The organism is Streptomyces sp. NPDC017979 (assembly GCF_044328175.1).
Classification (GTDB): Bacteria; Actinomycetota; Actinomycetes; order Streptomycetales; family Streptomycetaceae; genus Streptomyces.
On sequence record NZ_JBIRGU010000001.1, the window covers coordinates 712,543 to 734,582 of the forward strand.

Annotated in this window: 16 protein-coding genes and 1 pseudogene; 11 read left to right on the plus strand and 6 right to left on the minus strand. The window is 72.0% G+C overall.

What is annotated here, in order from left to right; translation table 11 throughout:
• Positions 1 to 66: 66 nt before the first annotated feature.
• The 3 genes and pseudogenes from xseA (at position 67) to ACH4E8_RS03015 (ending at position 2,481) form a co-directional block, all read left to right on the plus strand.
• Positions 67 to 1,323, plus strand: coding sequence for an exodeoxyribonuclease VII large subunit (gene xseA / locus ACH4E8_RS03005; RefSeq protein ID WP_398443752.1), 1,257 nt, complete (start codon positions 67 to 69; stop codon positions 1,321 to 1,323).
• An 81-nt stretch (positions 1,324 to 1,404) separates the two neighbouring features.
• A complete protein-coding gene (locus tag ACH4E8_RS03010) occupies positions 1,405 to 1,695 on the plus strand; it encodes an exodeoxyribonuclease VII small subunit (RefSeq protein WP_398443754.1) in 291 nt (96 codons plus the stop codon).
• Positions 1,696 to 1,892: 197 nt separating this feature from the next.
• Positions 1,893 to 2,481, plus strand: a pseudogene (locus ACH4E8_RS03015) (malonic semialdehyde reductase).
• Positions 2,482 to 2,562: 81 nt separating this feature from the next.
• Here the strand turns inward: ACH4E8_RS03015 and ACH4E8_RS03020 are convergent.
• On the minus strand, positions 2,563 to 3,168 hold the full coding sequence (locus ACH4E8_RS03020; RefSeq protein WP_398444700.1) for a DUF4245 domain-containing protein: 606 nt from the start codon (positions 3,166 to 3,168) through the stop codon (positions 2,563 to 2,565).
• Positions 3,169 to 3,301: 133 nt separating this feature from the next.
• Here ACH4E8_RS03020 and glpX point away from each other — a divergent pair, with 133 nt between their 5' ends.
• Positions 3,302 to 4,333 carry a class II fructose-bisphosphatase gene (glpX, locus tag ACH4E8_RS03025; protein WP_398443756.1) on the plus strand — a complete coding sequence of 344 codons (1,032 nt, stop codon included), beginning with the start codon at positions 3,302 to 3,304 and terminating at the stop codon, positions 4,331 to 4,333.
• Between the two features lie 290 nt (positions 4,334 to 4,623).
• On the opposite strand, the gene ACH4E8_RS03030 is transcribed toward glpX, so the two are convergent.
• The gene (locus ACH4E8_RS03030; RefSeq protein ID WP_398443758.1) at positions 4,624 to 4,968 is read right to left on the minus strand and encodes a WhiB family transcriptional regulator; all 345 of its coding nucleotides are present in this window, start codon (positions 4,966 to 4,968) and stop codon (positions 4,624 to 4,626) included.
• Positions 4,969 to 5,133: 165 nt separating this feature from the next.
• The gene (locus ACH4E8_RS03035) at positions 5,134 to 5,820 is read right to left on the minus strand and encodes a DUF1707 domain-containing protein (RefSeq protein ID WP_398443760.1); all 687 of its coding nucleotides are present in this window, start codon (positions 5,818 to 5,820) and stop codon (positions 5,134 to 5,136) included.
• A 302-nt stretch (positions 5,821 to 6,122) separates the two neighbouring features.
• On the opposite strand from ACH4E8_RS03035, the gene ACH4E8_RS03040 reads away from it, so the two are divergent.
• Complete coding sequence (locus ACH4E8_RS03040; protein ID WP_398443762.1) at positions 6,123 to 7,787, plus strand: fumarate hydratase; 1,665 nt, start codon at positions 6,123 to 6,125, stop codon at positions 7,785 to 7,787.
• Positions 7,788 to 8,102: 315 nt separating this feature from the next.
• On the opposite strand, the gene ACH4E8_RS03045 is transcribed toward ACH4E8_RS03040, so the two are convergent.
• The gene (locus ACH4E8_RS03045) at positions 8,103 to 9,659 is read right to left on the minus strand and encodes a ricin-type beta-trefoil lectin domain protein (protein ID WP_398443764.1); all 1,557 of its coding nucleotides are present in this window, start codon (positions 9,657 to 9,659) and stop codon (positions 8,103 to 8,105) included.
• A gap of 129 nt (positions 9,660 to 9,788) precedes the next feature.
• Between ACH4E8_RS03045 and ACH4E8_RS03050 the strand changes: the two genes are divergently transcribed.
• From ACH4E8_RS03050 to ACH4E8_RS03065, 4 genes are all read left to right on the plus strand, one after another.
• On the plus strand, positions 9,789 to 11,204 hold the full coding sequence (locus ACH4E8_RS03050) for a class II fumarate hydratase (protein ID WP_398443766.1): 1,416 nt from the start codon (positions 9,789 to 9,791) through the stop codon (positions 11,202 to 11,204).
• A 17-nt stretch (positions 11,205 to 11,221) separates the two neighbouring features.
• On the plus strand, positions 11,222 to 12,019 hold the full coding sequence (locus ACH4E8_RS03055) for a DUF402 domain-containing protein (RefSeq protein ID WP_398443768.1): 798 nt from the start codon (positions 11,222 to 11,224) through the stop codon (positions 12,017 to 12,019).
• 501 nt (positions 12,020 to 12,520) lie between these two features.
• Complete coding sequence (locus ACH4E8_RS03060) at positions 12,521 to 14,470, plus strand: SpoIIE family protein phosphatase (protein WP_398443770.1); 1,950 nt, start codon at positions 12,521 to 12,523, stop codon at positions 14,468 to 14,470.
• A 164-nt stretch (positions 14,471 to 14,634) separates the two neighbouring features.
• Entirely contained in the window at positions 14,635 to 16,086 is a 1,452-nt protein-coding gene (locus ACH4E8_RS03065; protein WP_398443772.1) for a catalase, read from the plus strand.
• Between the two features lie 303 nt (positions 16,087 to 16,389).
• Here the strand turns inward: ACH4E8_RS03065 and ACH4E8_RS03070 are convergent, their stop codons facing one another.
• Complete coding sequence (locus tag ACH4E8_RS03070; RefSeq protein WP_398443774.1) at positions 16,390 to 18,600, minus strand: transglycosylase domain-containing protein; 2,211 nt, start codon at positions 18,598 to 18,600, stop codon at positions 16,390 to 16,392.
• A gap of 292 nt (positions 18,601 to 18,892) precedes the next feature.
• Here ACH4E8_RS03070 and ACH4E8_RS03075 point away from each other — a divergent pair, with 292 nt between their 5' ends.
• Positions 18,893 to 19,633 carry an SDR family NAD(P)-dependent oxidoreductase gene (locus tag ACH4E8_RS03075; RefSeq protein WP_398443776.1) on the plus strand — a complete coding sequence of 247 codons (741 nt, stop codon included), beginning with the start codon at positions 18,893 to 18,895 and terminating at the stop codon, positions 19,631 to 19,633.
• Between the two features lie 10 nt (positions 19,634 to 19,643).
• Here ACH4E8_RS03075 and ACH4E8_RS03080 read toward each other — a convergent pair whose 3' ends face one another.
• Entirely contained in the window at positions 19,644 to 20,990 is a 1,347-nt protein-coding gene (locus ACH4E8_RS03080) for an alpha/beta hydrolase (RefSeq protein WP_398443778.1), read from the minus strand.
• A gap of 139 nt (positions 20,991 to 21,129) precedes the next feature.
• Between ACH4E8_RS03080 and ACH4E8_RS03085 the strand changes: the two genes are divergently transcribed.
• Positions 21,130 to 22,020, plus strand: coding sequence for an ArsR/SmtB family transcription factor (locus ACH4E8_RS03085; protein WP_398443781.1), 891 nt, complete (start codon positions 21,130 to 21,132; stop codon positions 22,018 to 22,020).
• Positions 22,021 to 22,040 lie beyond the last annotated feature (20 nt).

Genomic DNA, 22,040 nt, shown 5'->3' on the forward strand with positions numbered 1-22,040 from the left:
GGCGGGGCGCCGCGCGTCCCGTCACGACGCGTCGCGTTGTCACACCCGGCCGTTACGCTCCCCCGTATGGCTCTCAACACGTCCGCGGAAGCCCCGGTGCCCGTCGGGGAGGTCTCGCGGCTCATCGGGGGGTGGATCGACCGGCTCGGCGCGGTCTGGGTGGAGGGGCAGATCACCCAGATGTCGCGGCGGCCCGGTCAGGGCGTCGTGTTCATGACCCTGCGGGATCCTTCGTACGACATCTCCGTGAGCGTCACCTGCTTCCGGCAGGTCTTCGACGCGGTCGCGGACGTCGTGTCCGAAGGCGCGCACGTCGTGGTGCACGCCAAGCCGGAGTGGTACGCGCCGCGGGGGCAGCTCTCGCTGCGCGCCGCGGAGATACGGCCCGTGGGAGTGGGCCAGCTGCTGGTGCGGCTGGAGCAGCTGAAGCGGTCGCTGGCGGCCGAGGGCCTGTTCGCGCCGGGGCGCAAGAAGCCGCTGCCGTTCCTGCCGCACCGGGTGGGGCTGGTCTGCGGTCGGGCGTCGGCGGCCGAGCGGGACGTGCTGGAGGTCGCGCGCCGGCGCTGGCCCGCCGTCCGCTTCGAGGTGCGCAACGTCGCCGTGCAGGGGGTGCACGCGGTGCCGCAGGTCGTCCGGGCGGTGCAGGAGTTGGACGCGCTGGACGAGGTGGACGTGATCGTCGTGGCGCGCGGCGGCGGCAGCGTGGAGGACCTGCTGCCGTTCTCGGACGAGCAATTGGTGCGTACGGTCGCCGAGTGCCGTACGCCCGTGGTGTCGGCGATCGGCCACGAGCCGGACTCGCCGCTGCTGGACCTGGTCGCCGACCTGCGGGCGTCCACCCCGACGGACGCGGCGAAGAAGGTCGTACCGGACGTGGGCGAGGAGTTGGAGCGGGTGCGCCAGCTCCGGGACCGCGCGCTGCGCACGGTCCGGGGGCTGCTGGAGCGCGAGGAGCGCGGATTGGCGCACGCCCTGGCGCGCCCCGTGATGGAGCATCCGCAGCGGATGGTGGACGAGCGGGCGGCGGAGCTGACGGCTCTTGCGGCGCGCGGCCGGCGCGTCCTGGGCCATCTGCTGGACCGCGCCGATTCGGAGCTGTCGCACACCTGGGCCCGGGTGGTGTCGCTGTCGCCAGCGGCCACGCTGGAGCGGGGGTACGCGGTGCTCCAGCGCGCCGACGGGGGCGTGGTGCGCTCGCCGGCGGACGTGGCGGACGGGGACGCGCTGCGTGCCCGGGTCTCGGAGGGCGAGTTCGCCGTACGGGTGGAGTCCGCGCCGCAGGGCCCGCAGGACGGGGTCGCGCGGGCCGTCGAGGGCGCGTAGCGAGCGGCCGGGGCGCCGGCGGCCCGCGATCACGGAGCGCGGGGAACGAGCACGGGGAACAAGGACCAGGAAGAGGATCACATGGCTGCGAAGACGGACGAGACCGACGGGACGACGCCGGGCGACGCCGCGCGGGGCGGGGCCGCCGCTGACGAGTCGGAGCGCGCCGCGCTCGGCTACGAACAGGCGCGGGACGAACTGATCGACGTCGTGCGCCGGTTGGAGGCCGGCGGCACCACGCTGGAGGAGTCGTTGGCGCTCTGGGAGCGCGGCGAGGAGCTGGCGAAGGTCTGCCGGCACTGGCTGGAGGGGGCGCGGGCCCGGCTGGACGCGACGCTCGCGGCGGACGCCGGGGGCGGCGGGGGCGAGTAGCCGCGACGGCGCCCTACGGGCCGACGCGGGTGCGGACCCGCCTCCGACCTGCGCTTCTGCCGGCGCTGAGGTCGCGTACCCCCACCTCGGGCGGTTATGAGGTGCCTCACACTCCCCGAATAGTTGAAATTTAACCTATGAGGCTACGGTTGGACCCTCCGATTCCGCATCGACGAACCATCGGAAGGTTCCCCAGCATGTCCCTCGCTCTCGACACCGCCGCCCAGGACCTCCTCTTCCGCGAGGCGCGCACCGCGAACACGTTCACCGACGAACCGGTGACCGACGAGCAGTTCCAGGGCGATCTACGACCTGGTGAAGTTCGGGCCGACCGCCTTCAACCAGACGCCGCTGCGCGTCGTCCTGGTCCGCTCCGACGAGGCCCGCGCACGGCTGCTCCCGCACATGGCCGAGGGCAACCGGGCCAAGACGGCAACCGCCCCGCTGGTCGCCGTCCTCGCCGCGGACAACGAGTTCCACGAGGAGCTGCCGCAGCTCCTCCCGCACTTCCCGCAGGCCAAGGACCTCTTCTCGGAGCGCCCGGTCCGCGAGCGGAACGCGAGCGTGAACGCCTCGCTCCAGGCCGCGTACTTCATCGTCGGCATCCGCGCCGCCGGCCTGGCGGCCGGCCCCATGACGGGCTTCGACTTCGCCGGGGTCCAGCGGGAGTTCCTGGACGGGGACCACACCCCGCTGATGATCATCAACATCGGTCGGCCGGGGCCGGACGCGTCCTTCCCGCGCTCGCCGCGACTGGCGTACGACGACGTCGTCACCTCGGTCTGACGGGTCGGCGCGACGGGTCGCCGCAGCCGAACGAACGCCACGGGGCCGCCGCATCCGGGAGTCGGATGCGGCGGCCCCGTGTCACGTCACGCCGCCTGCGCGGTGCAGGAGGTCAGGAGCCCGTGCCGGTGCGGACGGGGCGGGGGCCGCGGGCGCGGACGGCGCGGCCGACGGCAGGGTGGCCCCGGCCTTCAGCGACTCGGCCATCTCCGTCAGCCGGGCGAGCGGAGCCGTACCCGTGACGACCGTCGTCACGCCGTCGTGCTGGCGCACCAGGCCGTCGTACTTCGGGCCCGTCCAGTGCTCCCACGGCTCGCCGTTCACCATCTGCGTCTTGCCGGTGTTGGCCGCCTTCTCGGTGACCTTCGGGACGTACTTGCGGTACGGCTGGGACGACTGCTCGATCGCCACGTACTCCCGCTCCGGGTCGAGGAAGCCCAGGTGCCAAGCTTGCCCCGCCTGCCCGTCGTACCGGACCGAAGTCGGCTTCCAGCCCTTCGACAGCCCCTCCGGCGCCAGCACCGGATAGGACGCCGCGCGCTGCGCCGTCACCAGCTCGACCCGGTAGTCCACCGGCTTCATCTGATCGCTGTCGTCGTTCGGGAGGAAGAAGTAGATCACCGTGACGACGGCTCCGATGACCGCCATCGACAGGACCATGTCCCGCACCGTCTGTTTGCCTCGCATACCTGCCACGCCCCCCATCGTCGCATCCGCCCCCCGCGCTCAAACGTGGGCCCCGCTGCTCATTCTGTCGTTCTGACGATAGAGTCGGATCACCCTCATTTACGGTCGTCGTCGTACAGAAAGGTGCGCTCCGATGTCCGAGCACAACCTGCCGTCCCAGTTGGAGGTCTCGCCCGAGGCCCCCGACCGCAACCTCGCCCTCGAACTGGTCAGGGTCACCGAAGCCGCCGCGATGGCCGCGGGGCGGTGGGTCGGGCGCGGTGACAAGAACGGCGCGGACGGTGCTGCCGTCAAGGCCATGCGGACGCTCGTCCACACCGTCTCGATGAACGGCGTCGTCGTCATCGGCGAGGGCGAGAAGGACGAAGCGCCCATGCTCTTCAACGGAGAGCGCATCGGCGACGGGACCGGCGCTGAGTGCGACATCGCCGTCGACCCGATCGACGGGACGACGCTGACCGCCAAGGGCATGCCGAACGCGATCGCGGTGCTGGCGGCGGCCGACCGGGGCACGATGTTCGACCCCTCCGCGGTCTTCTACATGGACAAGCTGGTCACCGGCCCCGAGGCGGCGGACTTCGTCGACATCAACGCGCCCGTCTCGGTCAACATCCGCCGGGTCGCGAAGGCGAAGAGCTCCTCCCCCGAGGACGTCACGGTCGTCGTGCTCGACCGGCCCCGGCACGACGGCATCGTCAAGGAGATCCGCGAGACCGGCGCCCGCATCAAGTTCATCTCGGACGGCGACGTCGCCGGCGCGATCATGGCGGTGCGGGAGGGCACGGGCGTCGACATGCTGATGGGCGTCGGCGGTACGCCCGAGGGCATCATCACCGCGTGCGCCATCAAGTGCCTGGGCGGCACGATCCAGGGCAAGCTGTGGCCGAAGGACGAAGCCGAGCGCCAGCGCGCGCTGGACGCGGGCCACGACCTGGACCGGGTGCTGCTCACGGACGACCTGGTCAGCGGGGACAACGTCTTCTTCGTGGCGACGGGGATCACGGACGGGGAGCTGTTGCGGGGGGTGCGGTACCGGGCGGAGACGGCGACGACGCAGTCGCTGGTGATGCGGTCGAAGTCGGGGACGATTCGGCAGATCGACTCGACGCACCGACTGTCGAAGCTCCGCGCGTACAGCGCGATCGACTTCGACCGCGCCCAGTAGCCCGGGGCGCCCCGGACCGCCCGCGCGTGCACGGCTCGCGCCTCCCCTGCGGGGGGCTCTGCGGGTGACCTACCCGCCGTGACTCCGCGGGAGCGTTGGTCTCCGCGCCCCGGCGGTGGGCTGTTCGCGCAGTTCCGCCCCCCTACGCCCAGAGGGCATGGGGGGACCCCAGCGCCCCTAGAACCCCTCGCCGTACACCTGCGGGAGCGTGTTTCCCTGCGGCCCGGTGGGGCCGACGCTCCCGTACGGCTACGGCGAGGGGGCCTGGCGCAAGCACCCCCGCACGGGGGCTACGCCGCGTTCTTCTTCGTCGTGGCGCGGCGGCGACGGCGGGCCAGGAGGACGCGTCGCTCCGCTGCCGTCAGACCGCCCCACACTCCGTACGGCTCCGGCTGGAGGAGCGCGTGGTCGCGGCACTCGACCATGACCGGGCAGCGGGCGCACACGCGCTTCGCCGCGTCCTCTCGGGAGAGCCGGGCCGCCGTCGGCTCCTTGGAGGGGGCGAAGAAGAGTCCGGCCTCGTCCCGACGGCACACTGCCTCTGCGTGCCAGGGTCCGTCCTGGTCTTCCCTCACTGGGGCCCGCTGAGTGGGAACGGCGGTCACCGGCAAGGACTGGTACGGCAGTTGCAGCACGGGTCTACTCCTGACGACGGCTTCGCGAGCGAGAGGCGATGCAGCTCTCCCTACCCGCTGTACGCACGCCTATGCACTGAGTGGCCCTCCCTTCCGGGGGCACTGCCAGCGCACGGAGGCTCGTGGCGGGAAGCCGACGCCGGCGGCCCGGCGCGGGCGTTGCGGTCAGCTCAGGTATTTCCGCAGGCGGTTGTGGAGGTCGGCGACCCGTCGGCCGCGCTTCGGCTTGGCCTCGACGTGGCCGAAGACCGAGTATCCGCTGACGACGACGACCGGGGCGTCGGGGTTGGCCGCCTCCAGGGCGCGGATCTCGAAGTTCCCGAAGAGGCCGCTGCCGGTGCCGCGCAGGGTGATGTTCTCCGGGACGCGCACCTCGACGCTGCCGAAGATCGAAGTGGCGTTGATCACCGTGACGCGCTGCTGGAACAGCGCCTCGGTCAGGTCGATCTCGATGCTGCCGAAGATCGAATACGCGTTGGTGCGCTGGCCGATGCTCCAGCGGCCCTTGCGGACCGTGCTGGAGAAGACCGCGACCAGGTTCTCCCCCGGGCCCGCGCCGACCTCGGGGCCGTACCCGTACGGAGCGGCCTCCCGCGCCTTGGCGGCAGCGGCTGCGGCCGGCAGGTCCTGCACTATGGGCTGCAGTTCGCCCAGGGTCTTGGCGCGGTACACCGCCTCGATGCGCTCGGAGTGCTCCTCGGCGTCCAGTCGCCCCTCGGCCAGCGCGTCCCGCAGGATGTCGGCGATCCGGTCCCGGTCGGCGTCGGACGCCCGCATGGAGTCCGACGGCCGGGCGGCCGGGCCGTTCTCCGCGGGGGCGACGGGCTTCTGCGGGTGCTTTTCGAGGTCCACGTCCCAAGGGTAGCGAAACGCGATAGATCGCAACTAGAGGCAACACCCTGAGGAGGATCGGGGATGCCCCCGATCCTCCCCTTACTGGACAGGGCAGTTCGCCCCGCTTGCCCCGATCGTCACCCGCCTCGCCCGCCCCCGGGCAGGACCGCCCGCGACCACCCGCAGCCGCACCGTCACCGCCCGACGGTTACTGAGCCTTACCTCACCCGCTCGCCCGCCCGCGCGCGTTCTACGCTGGGGGGCGCGCCGTCGCCCGTCGGTGTCGTATGCCAATGCCCGCCGTGTGAGGAATGGCCGTCATGCCGGAATTCCAGTACTCCGACCTGCTCCCCCTGGGAGAGGACACCACCCCCTACCGCCTGGTGACCTCCGAGGGCGTCTCCACCTTCGAGGCCGACGGGCGGACCTTCCTCAAGGTCGAGCCGGAGGCGCTGCGCAAGCTCGCCGCCGAGGCGATGCACGACATCTCGCACTACCTGCGCCCCGCGCACCTCGCGCAGCTGCGCCGCATCGTCGACGACCCCGAGGCGTCGTCGAACGACAAGTTCGTCGCCCTCGACCTGCTGAAGAACGCGAACATCGCCGCCGCGGGCGTCCTGCCCATGTGCCAGGACACCGGCACCGCGATCGTGATGGGCAAGCGCGGACAGAACGTGCTGACCGCGGGCGGCGACGAGGAGGCACTGTCGCGCGGCATCTACGACGCGTACACCAAGCTGAACCTCCGCTACTCCCAGATGGCGCCGCTGACCATGTGGGAGGAGAAGAACACCGGATCCAACCTGCCGGCGCAGATCGAGCTGTACGCGACCGACGGCGGTGCGTACAAGTTCCTCTTCATGGCCAAGGGCGGCGGCTCGGCGAACAAGTCCTTCCTCTACCAGGAGACGAAGGCCGTCCTCAACGAGGCCGCGATGATGAAGTTCCTGGAGGCGAAGATCCGTTCGCTGGGCACGGCGGCCTGTCCGCCGTACCACCTCGCGATCGTGGTCGGCGGCACGTCCGCGGAGTACGCCCTGAAGACGGCGAAGTACGCGTCGGCGCACTACCTCGACGAGCTGCCCACCGAGGGCTCCGCCACGGGGCACGGCTTCCGCGACGAGGAGCTGGAGCAGAAGGTCTTCGAGCTGACCCAGCGCATCGGCATCGGCGCGCAGTTCGGCGGCAAGTACTTCTGCCACGACGTGCGGGTGGTGCGGCTGCCGCGGCACGGCGCTTCCCTGCCGGTGGCGATCGCGGTCTCCTGCTCCGCCGACCGCCAGGCCGTCGCCAAGATCACCGCGGAGGGCGTCTTCCTGGAGCAGTTGGAGAAGGACCCGGCGCGCTTCCTGCCGGAGACCACGGACGAGCACCTCGACGAGGGCGAGGTGGTCCGGATCGACCTCAACCGCCCCATGGACGAGGTGCTGGCCGAGCTCACCAAGTACCCGGTCAAGACGCGTCTCTCGCTGACCGGTCCGCTCGTGGTCGCGCGGGACATCGCGCACGCGAAGATCAAGGAGCGGCTGGACGCGGGCGAGGAGATGCCGGAGTACCTGAAGAACCACCCCGTCTACTACGCCGGCCCGGCGAAGACCCCCGAGGGTTACGCCTCCGGGTCCTTCGGGCCCACCACGGCCGGGCGCATGGACTCGTACGTCGAGCAGTTCCAGGCGGCGGGCGGCTCCAAGGTGATGCTCGCCAAGGGCAACCGCAGCAAGCAGGTCACGGACGCGTGCGCCGCGCACGGCGGCTTCTACCTGGGCTCGATCGGCGGCCCTGCGGCGCGGCTCGCGCAGGACTGCATCAAGAAGGTCGAGGTCGTCGAGTACGAGGAGCTGGGGATGGAGGCGGTGTGGCGGATCGAGGTGGAGGACTTCCCGGCGTTCGTCGTCGTGGACGACAAGGGCAACGACTTCTTCACCGAGCCGGCCCCCGCGCCCACCTTCACCTCCATCCCGGTCCGCGGCCCGGGCCTGGGCTGAGCGGATCCGGCTGCGCCGGCGCCGCGGTCTTCCTTGCCCCGAGGGGGCTCGCGCTCTGACTCGCGACAGGCGGCGCAAGTTCAGCCTCGCCGGCGCCGCGGTCCGCCTTGAGCCGAAGAAGCTCGCGCTCCAGCAGGCGACGGCAGCGCAAAATCAGCCTCGCCGGCGATGCTGTATTACCCTCCGCCGCTGTCGCGGTCGACGCCCCGAATCGAGATGTCGAGCGCGACAGCCCTTCGGCGAGGCTGATTTTGCCGGCCCGGCTGGCTTTGTCCCCGCCGGCGAGGCTGATTTTGCCGGCAGGTACTCGCGTCCCTACGCGAACCGCTGGTTCGCCGCGCCCGTACACGCCCGCAGGCGGATCGGGGAGTTCGCCGATTCCTGTGTGGCGCACAAGTTCTGCGCGGCGCTCGGCCGCAGGGTGCCGTCCTGCTGGACGAAGCGCTGGTTGGGTGCGCCGGAGCAGTCCCAGACGATCAGTTCGGCGCCGGAGCGGTACTGCGCGCCGGGGACGTCCAGGCAGCGGTCCTGGGAGAGTTCGGTGTGCAGGGTGGCGGCCTTCGCGTCGTACCACCAGCCCTGGTTGCGGCCGTCGTGGCAGTCCCAGCCGACGACGGCGGTGCCGTTGCGCGTGACGGAGCCGGAGACGTCGAGGCAGCCGCCGGTGGCCTGGTTGCGCAAGGGGGCGTAGGCGTCGTCCCAGGCGAAGGGGCGCAGTACGGGCTTGGCGTCGGAGCTGGTCTCGGCGCAGCTCGCCTCGCGCAGGGCGGAGCCGTAGAGCTGGGTGAGGCAGGCGGCGAACGCCTGGTGGCCCCGGGCGTTGGGGTGGAAGGACTGGCGGGCGGTGTGTTCGCTGGGCGGGACCGGGTTGGACAGGTCCAGGTAGAGGCCGCGGACCCAGGTGTTCTGGGTGCAGACCTCGTGGCCGTGGAAGAGCCGCGAGTTGTCGAGGTAGGTCGCGCCGGTGGAGGCGGCGGCCTGGCGCATGCCGCGCTGGAACGCGGGCACGGCGGTGTCTCGGCCCCAGGTGGTGTCGGAGTCGTAGCCCATGCCGCCGCAGATCAGCTTGCCCGGGAAGTCCGGGTTGTCGCGGAAGTCGGGGCCGATGGGGCTGGGGTAGCCCATGACGACGAGCTTGTAGTCGCCGTCGGCGTACCCGGCGTCGCGCATCACGGTGCGCAGGTCGCGCACGGTGGACTCGACCTTGGGGACGAGGCCGTCGACGCGGGCCTGCCAGCCGGCGGCGTACTTGGCGGCGCAGGGACCCTGGAGGGTGACGTAGCGCACCACGCAGTCGGTCATGACCGGGCCGAACTGGAGGTCGTCGTTGGCCCCGGCGACCAGCAGCACCATCTTGATGCGGGTGTTGCGCGCCTTGACGGCGAGGTTGTCGCTCTGGACCAGTTCGTCGGCGTACTGCTTGGACCCGCCGATGCGGATGTTGCCGGTGTACGCGCCGGAGCAGGAGACGTTGTACGTCACGTCCGCGGCGATGCCGGTGCGGTGGATGGCCGCGTCGGGCGAGCGGTGGCACCAGTTGGTGGGGCCGTCGGTGCCGGGCTCGTAGGTGCCGACGCCCTCGCCGGAGATCTCGCTGTCGCCGAGGGAGATCAGCCCGGTCTTGCGCTGGGCGGGCGGGCGCACCTCGGGGCTGCCGTACAGCTTCACGGCCTCCGCGGCGCGGATCGCCTCCAGCTCCGGCGGCAGCGGCGCCACGGCGCGGGTCGGTGCGGCGGCGGGTGCGCCGGGGTCCGCGGTGGCCGCCGGGGCCGCCAGGCCGACGGCGGCGGCCGCCAGCGCGGCCACGGCGGCGACGGTGCGGCGGAGTCCGCGCCGGGCGGTCCGCTTCGGCGGGTGTTTCACGTGCGTCATGTGCGCCTCCCCTGCTCTTGGGTTACCCCGGGTTCTACTGGCAGGTAGCGCACAGGGGAATAGGCAGAACAAGACAAGTGCTCACCTTTTCAGGAGCCTTGCAGGAGTCCTTCAGGAGGTACACAGCCCATGTCCACCACCGGCGACCAGGCGCACGACCACGGCGCGTACCGCATCGAGCACGACTCCATGGGCGAGGTACGCGTCCCGGTCGAGGCGAAGTGGCGGGCCCAGACGCAGCGGGCGATCGAGAACTTCCCGGTGTCGGGGCAGCGCCTGGAGCGCTCCCACATCGCGGCGCTGGCCCGGATCAAGGGCGCCGCCGCGCTGGTGAACGCCCGGCTGGGGGTGCTGGACGGGGACGTGGCGGAGGCGATCGCGGGCGCCGCGGCCGAGGTCGCCGACGGGCGCTGGGACGACCAGTTCCCGGTGGACGTCTTCCAGACCGGCTCCGGCACGTCGTCGAACATGAACATGAACGAGGTGCTGGCCACGCTCGCGGCGGAGCGGCTGGGCCGCCCGGTCCACCCCAACGACCAGGTGAACGCCTCCCAGTCGTCGAACGACGTCTTCCCCTCCTCGATCCACATCGCGGCCACCGCCGCCGTCACCGGCGACCTGATCCCGGCGCTGGAGCACCTGGCGGGCGCCCTGGAGCGCAAGGCGACCGAGTTCGCGGACGTCGTCAAGTCGGGGCGCACGCATCTGATGGACGCCACCCCCGTGACGCTGGGCCAGGAGTTCGGCGGGTACGCGGCCCAGGTGCGGTACGGGGTGGAGCGGCTGGGGGCCGTGCTGCCGCGGCTGGCGGAGCTGCCGCTCGGCGGCACCGCGGTCGGCACCGGCATCAACACCCCGCCCGGCTTCTCCGCCGACGTGATCGCCGAGGTGTCCCGCGCCACCGGGCTGGCGCTGACCGAGGCGCGCGACCACTTCGAGGCGCAGGGCGCGCGCGACGGGCTGGTGGAGACCTCCGGGCAGTTGCGGACGATCGCCGTCTCGCTGACGAAGGTCGCCAACGACCTGCGGTGGATGGCGAGCGGTCCGCGCACCGGGCTCGCGGAGATCAACCTCCCCGACCTCCAGCCCGGTTCGTCGATCATGCCGGGCAAGGTCAACCCGGTCGTTCCGGAGGCGGTCCTGATGGTCGCGGCCCAGGTGACGGGGAACGACACCACGGTCGCGGTGGCCGGCGCCGCCGGCAACTTCGAACTGAACGTGATGTTGCCGGTGATGGCGAAGAACCTGCTGGAGTCGGTCCGGCTGCTGGCCGCCGCCGCCCGGCTGCTCGCGGACCGCACGGTCGACGGGATCACCGCCAACGTCGAGCGGGCCCGGGAGTACGCGGAGTCGTCGCCGTCCGTCGTCACACCACTGAACCGCTACATCGGGTACGAGGAGGCCGCGAAGGTGGCGAAGCGGGCGCTGGCGGAGCGCAAGACGATCCGCGAGGTGGTGCTGGAGTCGGGGTACGTGGAGCGCGGCGACCTGACGCTGGAGCAGCTCGACGAGGCCCTCGACGTCCTGCGGATGACGCGTCCCTGACCTCCTAAGATCTGCTCATGACAGGCACGGAAGGCGTGGAACGCCGTTGGCGCCCCGGCGAGCACATCCTGTGGCGCTACCGCGACCACGGCGCGTACGACGAACCGAGCGGGCAGGACCAGCGCGACGAACGGAACGGGCGCGGCGAGCACGACCAGCGCGACCAACGCGACGGACGGAACGGGCGCGGCGAGGCAGCCGGGCACGGCGAGCGGGCGGAGCAGGCCGGCTTTCTGATCTGCCGGCCGGCGACGGTCGTTCAGGACAGCGCGGACCTGCTCGCCGTGTGGATCGCCCCCGGCACCCCGTGCATCAAGCCGGTCATCGCGGACGGCACCCCGCTGCACGAACAACCGCTGGCCACCCGCTACACCGCCCCGCGCACGGTGGTGCGCGACCACTGGCGGGGCACGGGCGTGCTGAAGCTGGTGCGGCCGGGCGAGCCGTGGTCGGTGTGGCTCTTCTGGGACGAGGGCTGGACGTTCCGTAGTTGGTACGTCAACCTGGAAGAGCCGCATACTCGATGGTGTGGAGGAATCGACTCCGAAGACCACTTTCTAGACATCTCGGTCCTCCCCGACCGCAGTTGGCTGTGGCTGGACGAGGACGAGTTCGCCGAGGCGCAGCGCGCCGGGCTGATGGGTGCGGAGCAGGCCGCGCGGGTCCGTCGTGCGGGCGCCGCCGCGGTGGAGGTCATCAAGGGCTGGGGGCCGCCGTTTTCGGACGGCTGGGAGCACTGGCGACCCGACCCGGCCTGGCACGTGCCGGAGCTTCCCGGCGACTGGGGGCGCACACCCGCGCGAACTGCGCCCTGAGCGCGCTGCCCCGCCAAGCGGTCGCGCCCCCAAACCTCGGAGCACCCGGAGCAGCACACCGACCCGGGGTCAACTCGGCGCGCTGGCGCCGGGACCGGCCGAAAGAGGGGCGAACACCCCGTCGACGACGCAGATGTGCGGGTGACGGCCCAGATGTGAGGGTGTTCGCCGTCACAAGTTGTCCGACTCCGGTCCAAGAACGCACTCCGGCGTGAAGGACGTCGTGAGACTCTTGATGCGCCCCCGGGGGGCAAACGTAGGATCGTCGTCCGCAAGGCTCACCGTTCTGCACTCGTTCGCCATTCCTTCGGTCATCGTTGAGCGCAGCGCAGGGCCTGACCGTAAGTCACCAAAGAGTCGTCGCGAGTCACTAGAGTCACCACGAGGGGGTGGAGCCGTGCGGGGCCTCCGCCACCCTGTCGACGTCGCCCACGGAGCGGGTATACCGGTCCTTGAGGCGTACGCATCGCACACCCGGCCCAGATGGACGGAAGCCCACGCGTGACGGAGCAGCCCACCTCCCATGAAGGCCGGCAGCCCTTGGCTGCCCGGTCGCAGGAACGCACCCGGCCGCGGGCGGAGTCGGCCGGCGCCACCGCGATGTCCGCCACCGTCTCCCCGGTGCCGGCACCCGGCGGCCCGGGCGCCGGCGGTCCTCCGCCGACCAGCCCCACCACGGCCACCGGCGGTGTCGGCGGCACCGGCGGACCAGGCGGGGCCGCCCTCGACGCGGCCGGCGCGGCCCGCCGCGAGGGCGACCGACTGCGCTTCGTGGGCGCCGCGACCCGACGGATCGCCCGCGGGATAGACCTCGACGAGATCGTGCTCGGCCTGTGCCGGGCCACGGTGCCGACGTTCTCGGACGCGATCCTGGTCTATCTGCGCGACCCGCTGCCGGTGGGCGACGAGCGCCCCGTCTCGCCGTTCCTGCTGCGGCTGCGCCGCACGGACCGGCTGCGTTTAGCTGAAGACGGGTCCGACTTCGGCGGTACGGGCCTCCTTCCCGTCATCGACCAGCACAACGAGCTGGCGCCCGCGGCCGAGCAGTGCGAGGTCCGCTCCGGCGGCGCGCTCTCCGAGGTGCTGCGCGGGGTGCGGCCGGTCTTCGGCGACTCCGCCGCGGCCCGAGCCGCGCTGCCGGAGCTGCTCGGCGCCGGCCGGACCGTGCCGAACGGACACCGCGCGATCCTGGCACCGCTGCGCGGGCGGCGCCGGGTGATCGGTGCTGCCGTCTTCCTGCGCCGCCCCGACCGGCCGGCCTTCGAGCCGAACGACCTGCTCGTGGCGGCCCAACTCGCCACGCACACCGCGCTCGGCATCGACAAGGCGGTGCTGTACGGACGCGAGGCGTACATCGCGGACGAGCTCCAGCGCACGATGCTGCCCGACTCCCTGCCGCAGCCGACCGGGGTCAAGCTGGCCTCGCGCTATCTGCCGGCTGCGGAGACCGCGCGGGTCGGCGGCGACTGGTACGACGCGATCCCGCTGCCCGGCAGCCGCGTCGCCCTCGTCGTCGGCGACGTCATGGGCCACTCCATGACCTCCGCCGCGATCATGGGCCAGCTCCGCACCACGGCCCAGACCCTCGCCGGGCTCGACCTGCCGCCGCAGGAGGTCCTGCACCACCTGGACGAGCAGGCCCAGCGGCTGGGCACGGACCGGATGGCCACCTGCATGTACGCGGTGTACGACCCGGTCTCGCACCGGATCACCATCGCCAACGCCGGCCACCCGCCGCCCATCCTGCTCCACCTCGGCGGCCGGGCCGAAGTCCTGCGCGTACCGCCCGGCGCCCCCATCGGCGTCGGCGGCGTGGACTTCGAAGCCGTCGAACTCGACGCACCCGCCGGCGCCACCCTGCTGCTCTACACCGACGGGCTCGTCGAATCCCGACTGCGGGACGTGTGGACCGGCATCGAGCAGCTACGGGAGCGGCTGCACGCCACCGCCCAGCTCACCGGACCGGACCACGCGCCGCCGCTGGAAGCGCTCTGCGACGACGTGCTCGACATGCTCGGCCCCGGCGACCGGGACGACGACATCGCGCTGCTCGCGGCCCGCTTCGACGGGATCGCGCCCAGTGACGTCGCGTACTGGTTCCTGGACCCGGAGGACGCGGCTCCCGGCCGGGCCCGCCGGCTGGCGCGCAGGGCGCTCGCCAGGTGGGGCCTGGAGGAGCTGTCCGACGCGGTGGAGCTGCTGGTGAGCGAGGTGGTCACCAACGCGGTGCGCTACGCGGAGCGCCCGGTGACGCTGCGGTTGCTCCGTACGGAGGTGCTGCGCTGCGAGGTCGGCGACGACTCTCCGCAGTTGCCGCGCCAGCGCAAGGCACGGGACACGGACGAGGGCGGGCGCGGGCTGTTCCTGGTGAACCGCCTGGCCAGGCGGTGGGGAGCGACCCGGCTCTCCAGCGGCAAGGTCGTCTGGTTCGAGCTGCCGACCCGCCCGTAGGTCCTGTCCGGGTCACACGCTGCGATCGGCGCCGTGCCGTCGTCCGGGTACGCCCGGGCGGCGGCACGGCGCCGGCCACGTGTTGCCGACGACGTGTCGGCGGAGTTCACTGGGGTACACGGCGCCCGTAGCGACCCATCCATGTCTCACGACGGGAGGCGCTCGTGAGCGAGACCCCCTACACCACGAACAACGTCGGCATTCCGGTGGAGAGCGACGAACACTCGCTCACCGTCGGCTCCGACGGACCGATCCTGCTCCAGGACCACTACCTGATCGAGAAGATGGCCCAGTTCAACCGCGAACGGGTCCCCGAGCGGGTGGTGCACGCCAAGGGAGCGGGCGCGTACGGCTTCTTCGAGGTCACGAACGACGTCAGCCAGTTCACCAAGGCCGACGTCTTCCAGCCGGGCAGGCGCACCGACATGCTGGCGCGCTTCTCGACGGTCGCCGGCGAGCAGGGCTCCCCCGACACCTGGCGCGACCCGCGCGGCTTCGCGCTGAAGTTCTACACCGAGCACGGCAACTACGACATGGTCGGCAACAACACGCCGGTCTTCTTCGTGCGCGACCCGCAGAAGTTCCAGGACTTCATCCGCTCGCAGAAGCGCCGCCCGGACTCCGGGCTGCGGGACAACGAGATGCAGTGGGACTTCTGGACCCTGTCCCCCGAGTCCGCGCACATGGTCACCTGGCTGATGGGCGACCGGGGCATCCCCCGGACCTACCGCCACATGAACGGCTACAGCTCGCACACCTACATGTGGGTGAACGGCGGCGGCGAGCGGTTCTGGGTGAAGTACCACTTCAAGACGGACCAGGGGATCGAGTACCTCACCCAGGCCGAGGCGGACGAGTTGGCCGGGGTGGACGCGGACAAGCACCGGCGCGATCTGCACGACGCGATCGCGGCCGGGGACGCGCCGAGTTGGACGCTGTACATGCAGGTCATGCCGTTCGACGACGCGCCGGACTACCGCTTCAACCCCTTCGACCTGACCAAGGTGTGGCCGCACGGCGACTACCCCCTGATCGAGGTCGGCCGGATGACGCTGAACCAGAACCCGGAGGACTACTTCGTCCACATCGAGCAGGCCGCGTTCGAGCCGTCGAACCTGGTGCCGGGCATCGGGCCGTCGCCGGACAAGATGCTGCTGGGGCGGTTGTTCTCGTACCCGGACACGCACCGGTACCGGATCGGCCCGAACTACGCGCAACTGCCGCCGAACCGGGCGCGTTCGCAGGTGAACTCGTACGCCAAGGACGGCCCGATGCGGTACTTCCCCGCGAACACGGCGATGCCGTACGCGCCGAACTCCTTCGGCGGGCCGGCGGCGGACACCACCCGCTTCGGCGAGGTCGCGGGGTGGGCGACGGCCGGGGAGATGGTGCGCGAGGCGTACAAGCTGCACCGCGAGGACGACGACTGGGGTCAGGCGGGCACGCAGGTGCGCGAGGTCCTGGACGACGAGGCGCGGGACCGGCTGGTGTCGAACGTCTCGGGCCACCTGCTGCAAGGGGTGTCCCGTCCGACGCTGGACCGGGCGTTCCAGTACTGGCGCAACGTCGACAAGACGCTCGGCGACCGCATCGCGTCCAAGGTCAACGGCGGCTGACGTCTTTGGGAGCACCCCCCGCGCCCCTGGGGTGCTCCCCTCAAGGCGCTCGTGGGGACAGGGTGCCCCCCTCGCACCCCGGGTCGCCTGCCCCCGCCCCGCGGACCTAGTGCTGTGACCGGAAAGGTTCACCGGCTCGCGGCGCCCGGCACGGCACTCCCCCTGTGCCCTGCGGGCACGGTGGTGCCCCCACGCTGCGTTGTCGCATCACCCGAGTACGTCCAGTACGCGGGAGATCCTCCGCCCTGCGATGCACCGCACCGGACACCGCGAGCCACCCGGCAAACCTTTCCGGTCACAGCACTAGCGGGGGACGCTCGCGCCCGAGGGGGACGTCGGGGGACCGGAGGAGGACGTGGACGGGGAGGGGTCGACCTCGCTGCGGGAGGGGGACGGGTCGTTCGTCGGGGGGCGGCTCGACGACGTGGAGGGCGTCACCGGCGGCTCCTCCTCCTCGCGGCGCTCCTCGCTGCGCGACGGCGACGGGTCGATCTCGCTCTGCGAGGGCGACGGGTCGGGCTGGGCCCGCGCCGGCTCCTTGACCTCCAGGTCGAACTTCGCCCGCGCGTCCGCGGAGTTCAGCGCCGCGGAGGTGTACGCCTTCCAGATCCGCGCCGGGACGCCACCGCCGTTGGCCCGGCCGGGGTTGATGGTGTCGGTCAGCGTGACCTGGCCCGTGCCGTCGGACTGCTCGCCGAACAGGGCGACCGCGGTGACCAGCTTCGGCGTGTAGCCGACGAACCAGGCGGAGCGGTTGTTCTCGGAGGTGCCGGTCTTGCCCGCGGCGTCGTAGCCGCCGCCGGCCTGGCGGCCGGAGCCCTCCTTGACGACGCCCTCCATCGCGGCGGTGACGGTGTCCGCGGTGCCGCGGGAGACGACCTGCTCGCCGACCGGGTCCTTGCGGTCCGCCTTGCGGGCCCGGTGCTCCGCGGACTTCACGATCGTCGGGGTGACCTTCTTGCCGTGGTTGTCCAAGGTGGCGTACACCCCGGCCATGTCCACGGTGGAGGCGCCCATGGTGCCCAGGGACATGGCGGGCCGCTCCGGCCAGCCGTCGCCGTCCTTCATGCCCAGGTCCAGCGCGGTGTCCTTGGTGTCGCCGGGGCCGACGTCCACGATCATCTGGGCGTACACCGAGTTCACCGAGCTGTTGGTGGCCTTCTGGACGGTGATCTCCTCGCCGTAGTCGCGGTCGTCCTCGTTCTCCGGGGCGAAGGGGGTGTCGCTGCCGACGACGGGCCGCTTGCTCGTGCCGTCGTAGATGGTGTTCAGGTTGATCGGCTGGCCGTCCTGCGTCTGGGACTCGTTCTCCAGCGCGGACGCGAGCACGATCGGCTTGAAGGTGGAGGCGGGCTGGTAGTCGCGGCGGGTGGCGTTGGAGAGCCAGTGCTCGGTGGCGCCGACGCCGCCGTACATGGCGACGATCCGCCCGGTGGCCGCCTCGACGGAGGTCGCGCCGGCCTGGACCGTCGCGTCCTTCTTGTCCTTCTTCCGGTCGAGCTTGGCCTCCAGCTCCTTGTTGACCGCGTTCTCCAGCGCCTTCTGCCGCTTGGGGTCGATGTTGAGCGTGATCGTCCAGCCGCCGGCCTTGATGTCCTGCTCGCTGATGCCGGCGCGGGCGAGTTCGGCGTTGGCGGCCTCGACGAGGTAGCCGGCCTGACCGCCCATGCCGGGGGCGGCCTTGGGCGGGTTGGGCTGCGGGAAGGTGAGGCCGGCGCGCTTGGCCGAGTCGAGCTTCCCCATCTCGACCATGTTGTCCAGGACGTAGTTCCAGCGGTCGGTCACCAGCTTCTTGCCGGTCTCCGACGCGAGCGCCCAGTCGTACTGGTTCGGGGCCTGGAGCAGGGCCGCGAGGTACGCCGCCTGCTGGACCGAGAGCTTCTCCGCGTCGACGCCGTAGTACGCCTGCGCCGCGGCCTGGACGCCGTACGCGCCGCGGCCGTAGTAGCTGGTGTTGATGTACCCGGCGAGGATGTCGTCCTTGCTCTTCTCCTGGTCCACCTTGAGCGCGATCACCAGCTCCTTGAGCTTGCGGGTCGCCGTCTGGTCCTGGTTCAGGTAGTAGTTCTTGACGTATTGCTGCGTGATCGTCGAGCCGCCCTGCTTGCCCTTGCCGGACAGGGTGTTCAGCAGACCCCGGGTGGTGCCCTTGAAGTCGATGCCGTTGTCCTTGTAGAAGCTCTTGTTCTCCGCGGCGACGAAGGTGTACCTGACCTCTTCGCTGAGCTTCTCCAGGCCGATGATCTCGCGGTTGTACTCGCCGGTGCGGGCCAGGATGGTGCCGTCGCTGTACTTGTAGACGTTGCTCTCCATCTCGGCGTGCGCATTGGCCGCCGGGACCGGCACCATCAGGTAGAGCACGAAGAACGCGCCCATGCCGAGCAGACAGACGCCGAGGAAGGTGCCCAGCATCTTCTTCCAGGTGAAGAAGCGGCGTATGCCCGTGGGCTTGGTCCCCTTCTTCGCCCGGCGCGCATCGCGCTGCCGGGCTCGTCGCTCCTCGGCTCGGCCCATGACCCGTCCCGCTCCGCTCTCGCTCAGCTCTTCGTCCCAGGTCGCAGCCCGACCGGAAGCAGCTAAGAAAGCTAACACCGCTCCCTGTGACAAAGCCCGACCGATCCCCTCTTTCCGGACGTGAGAATCAGCACTCGCCTTCCCCGCGATTCTCCGCGCCCCATGAGAACCGACTCACGAAAGGCACTCAGGGTTGCCCCTGCGGCGCGGTTCGACCGGCCTTCGCCGGGGCCGCAAGTGGACGTCCGGATACCGCCGGACCGCGGCGGCCCGTCCGACCAGGATCGATGCCATGAACCGTATGGATGGAAGTGCAGCACTCGTCACCGGCGGCAGCCGGGGCATCGGAGCGGCGGTGGCCCTGCGCCTCGCCGAGCAGGGCGCGGACGTCGCCCTCACGTACCAGCAGGGGGCCGACCGGGCCGCCGAGGTCGTCGAGCGGATCGAAGCCATCGGCCGTCGGGCGGTCGCGGTGCGCGCGGACGCCGCGGACCCCGAGGCGGTGCGGGACGCCGTGGCGCAGACCGTGGCGGCCTTCGGCCGGATCGACGTCCTGGTCAACAACGCGGCGGCGTTCGTCGTCGGCCCGTTGGAGGAGCTCTCGCTCGCGGACGTGGACCGCACCCTGGCGGTCAACGTCCGCGGCCCGCTGCTCGCGGCGCAGGCCGCCGCCCGCCACATGACGGACGGCGGGCGGATCATCAGCATCGGCAGCAACGTCGCCGCGTACGTCCCCTTCCCCGGCTTCTCGCTCTACGCGATGAGCAAGAGCGCCCTGGTCGGCATGACGAAGGCGCTCGCCCGCGAGTTGGGCGGGCGGGGCATCACGGTGAACCTGGTCGCCCCGGGGCCGACGAACACCGAGATGAACCCGGCGGACGGCCCGATGGCGGAGACGATCCGCGGCTACACGGCGACGGGCCGGTTCGCCGAGCCGGTCGACGTGGCGTCCGTCGTCGCCCATCTCGCCGGCCCGGACGCCGGTTACGTCACCGGCGCCCGGATCGCCGTCGACGGCGGCTTCACCGCCTGACGCGCCGCTGCTACCCGGCTGCTTCGGTCGCCGCCCGGGACTCCCGCGCGGCGACCGGTGCGTGCTTCGCGAAGAAGGACGTCAGCCGGGATCTGAGCAGGGGCAGGGAGACGTCCACGGCGACCGGGCCGACCATGCCGTCCCGACCGCCCTTGGTCATCAGCCCGGCCCGCACCAACTGGGGCGCCACCGTCAGGTAGTCGCTGAATATCCAGTGGTTCGAGCCGGCGATCCGCAGCCGGCCGACCCGGTCCCCCGACCGGGCGAGCAGCGGCGCCCAGGAGCGCTCCAGCTCCGTGCGGCCGGCGTAGCCGTCGGTGGCGAGCAGGTCCAGCGGCCGGTCGGTGCCGTGCCGGGCGACCGGGAGGGGGCGCCCCGGTCGGCCCGGGCCGTCCGGGACGTCCAAGTACCCCTCCATGTTCACCGCCGCCCGGATGCGGCGGTCCTCGTACAGCGCCTGGGAGACGGCCGTACCGCCGGCGCAGTGACCGTACGCGGCCACCCGGCGCAGGTCGAAGACGGCGGGCAGGCCCTTCGGCAGCGGCGGCCCGACGCCGTCCACGTCCTTGCCGTCGGCGAGCCGTTGCAGACAGTCCAGGACGAAGCGGACGTCGGCCACCCGGGCGGAGATCAGCGCGCGGTAGAGGTCGGGGTCCTGACGCGGTTCGCCGCGGAGCTCCGTGGTGACCAGCGTGGTGTGCCGGTACTGCGTCGCGCCGGGGAAGTCGACTTCGGACGCGTCGCCGGGGTGGTCGACGCTGACCACCACCCAGCCCCTGCTGGCGAGGTCCTGGGCCAGGTGCGTGCCGAGGGTGCGCGGCTCGCGCACGCCGGGGCTGTACAGGAGCACCGGGCGCCGGCGCCCCCACGGCTCGGCGCCCGGGTGCGCGTGCGTGGTGACGGCCGCCCAGTCGACGCCCGCGCCGGGCAGTTCGGGGTGGACCACCGGCGCCAGTTCGGCGAAGGACCGGGCCGCCGCCGGCGTCATCTGGGGGGCGGCGGGCGCGTCGTCGGGGACCCGGCGGGCGGGGTAGTGCACCGAGACCATCAGCTCGCGCTCGGGAACGGCGAACCGCAGCGGGTCGCGCCGCGAGCGGTCGACGAGGTGGAGGTCGACGACGCCGACGGTGTGGGGACCGAGCGGCTTCGGCAGGGTCGGCACGACGGGCGGGGCGGCGGACGGAGCGGGCCGATCGGGCGGCAACGCCTTGGCCCGCGGTACGGCACCGCCGGTCAACAGCACCGTGCCCGCCAGGCCGGCGGAGGCGCTGATGACGGCACGGCGACCGGGTAACGCAGCCGCCGCCCGACTGCGAAATCCGCCACCGTGTCCGTGGAATGGGCTGGAAGTCGTCATATCTGCATGCTGGCCCCCTCGGTGGGCCGCGGGGAATACTTGAGGGCCAGACCGAAAGGATGGCCAGGTCTGGCGACTGCGCCCCGCGAACGCTCCGCCACGAGGGGCGGGGTGCGGGGCGACGGGGGAAGGACGAGCTTTGATCCGGATCCACTTCAGCGCTGTCGATTTCGCCCAGGTCCGCTTCGCCCGCAGACCGGACCCCTCGCAGGAGCTGAACGCGGCCCTCGCGACGATGGTGCTGACCCACGACGACGATCCGCTGCTCGGCCGCTGGCGGCAGCGGCTGCTGCGGTCCCTGCCGGACGCCGCCCGGCCGTTGGCGGACCTGGTGCCGGCGGGCCGGGCACCCGACGGCGGACGCCTCCACGGCGCGGCGGCCCGCCCGTCGGCCCCGTTCTGGGCGGGCGGCGGGGGCGCCGGGGACCCGCGCGCCTGGGAGGCGCTGCGGCGCGCCCAGTTCGCCGCCTTCGAGGCGGTCGTACGGCCCGTGTGGTCCCGCGTCGAGGACCTGCACCGCGCGGAGTTCACCCGGTACGCGCTGACCGTCGCCGAGCAGGGGGTGGGCGCAGCGGTCGGCGCGTTGGTGCCCGGGGCCCGGCTGCGCGACGGCACGGTGTGGGAGTGCGACGCGCCGGGGGCGGACCGGGACCTGGAGCTGACGGGGCGCGGGCTGCTGCTCCAGCCCACCTTCCACTGGACCGCGGGGCCGCTGGTCGCCGAGCCGTCGTCGGGCGCTCCCGTGCTGACCTATCCGGCCGGGCCCGGGCTGCCACTGGAGCCGGCCGACGACGCGCCGTGCGCGCTGGTCGGGGTGTTGGGGCGGACGCGCTGCTCGGTGCTGCTGCTGCTCGCCGACGAGCACACCACCGGTTCGCTGGCGCGCCGGTTGGGGCTGAGCGACGCCACGGTCTCCGGCCACACGGCGGCGCTACGGGGCGCCGGGCTGATCACGACGGTACGGGCGGGGCGGACGGTGCTGCACCGGCGCACCCCGCTGGGCAGTCTGCTGATCCGGCGCACCCTGTGACCGGGGGCGGGGGCCGTGGC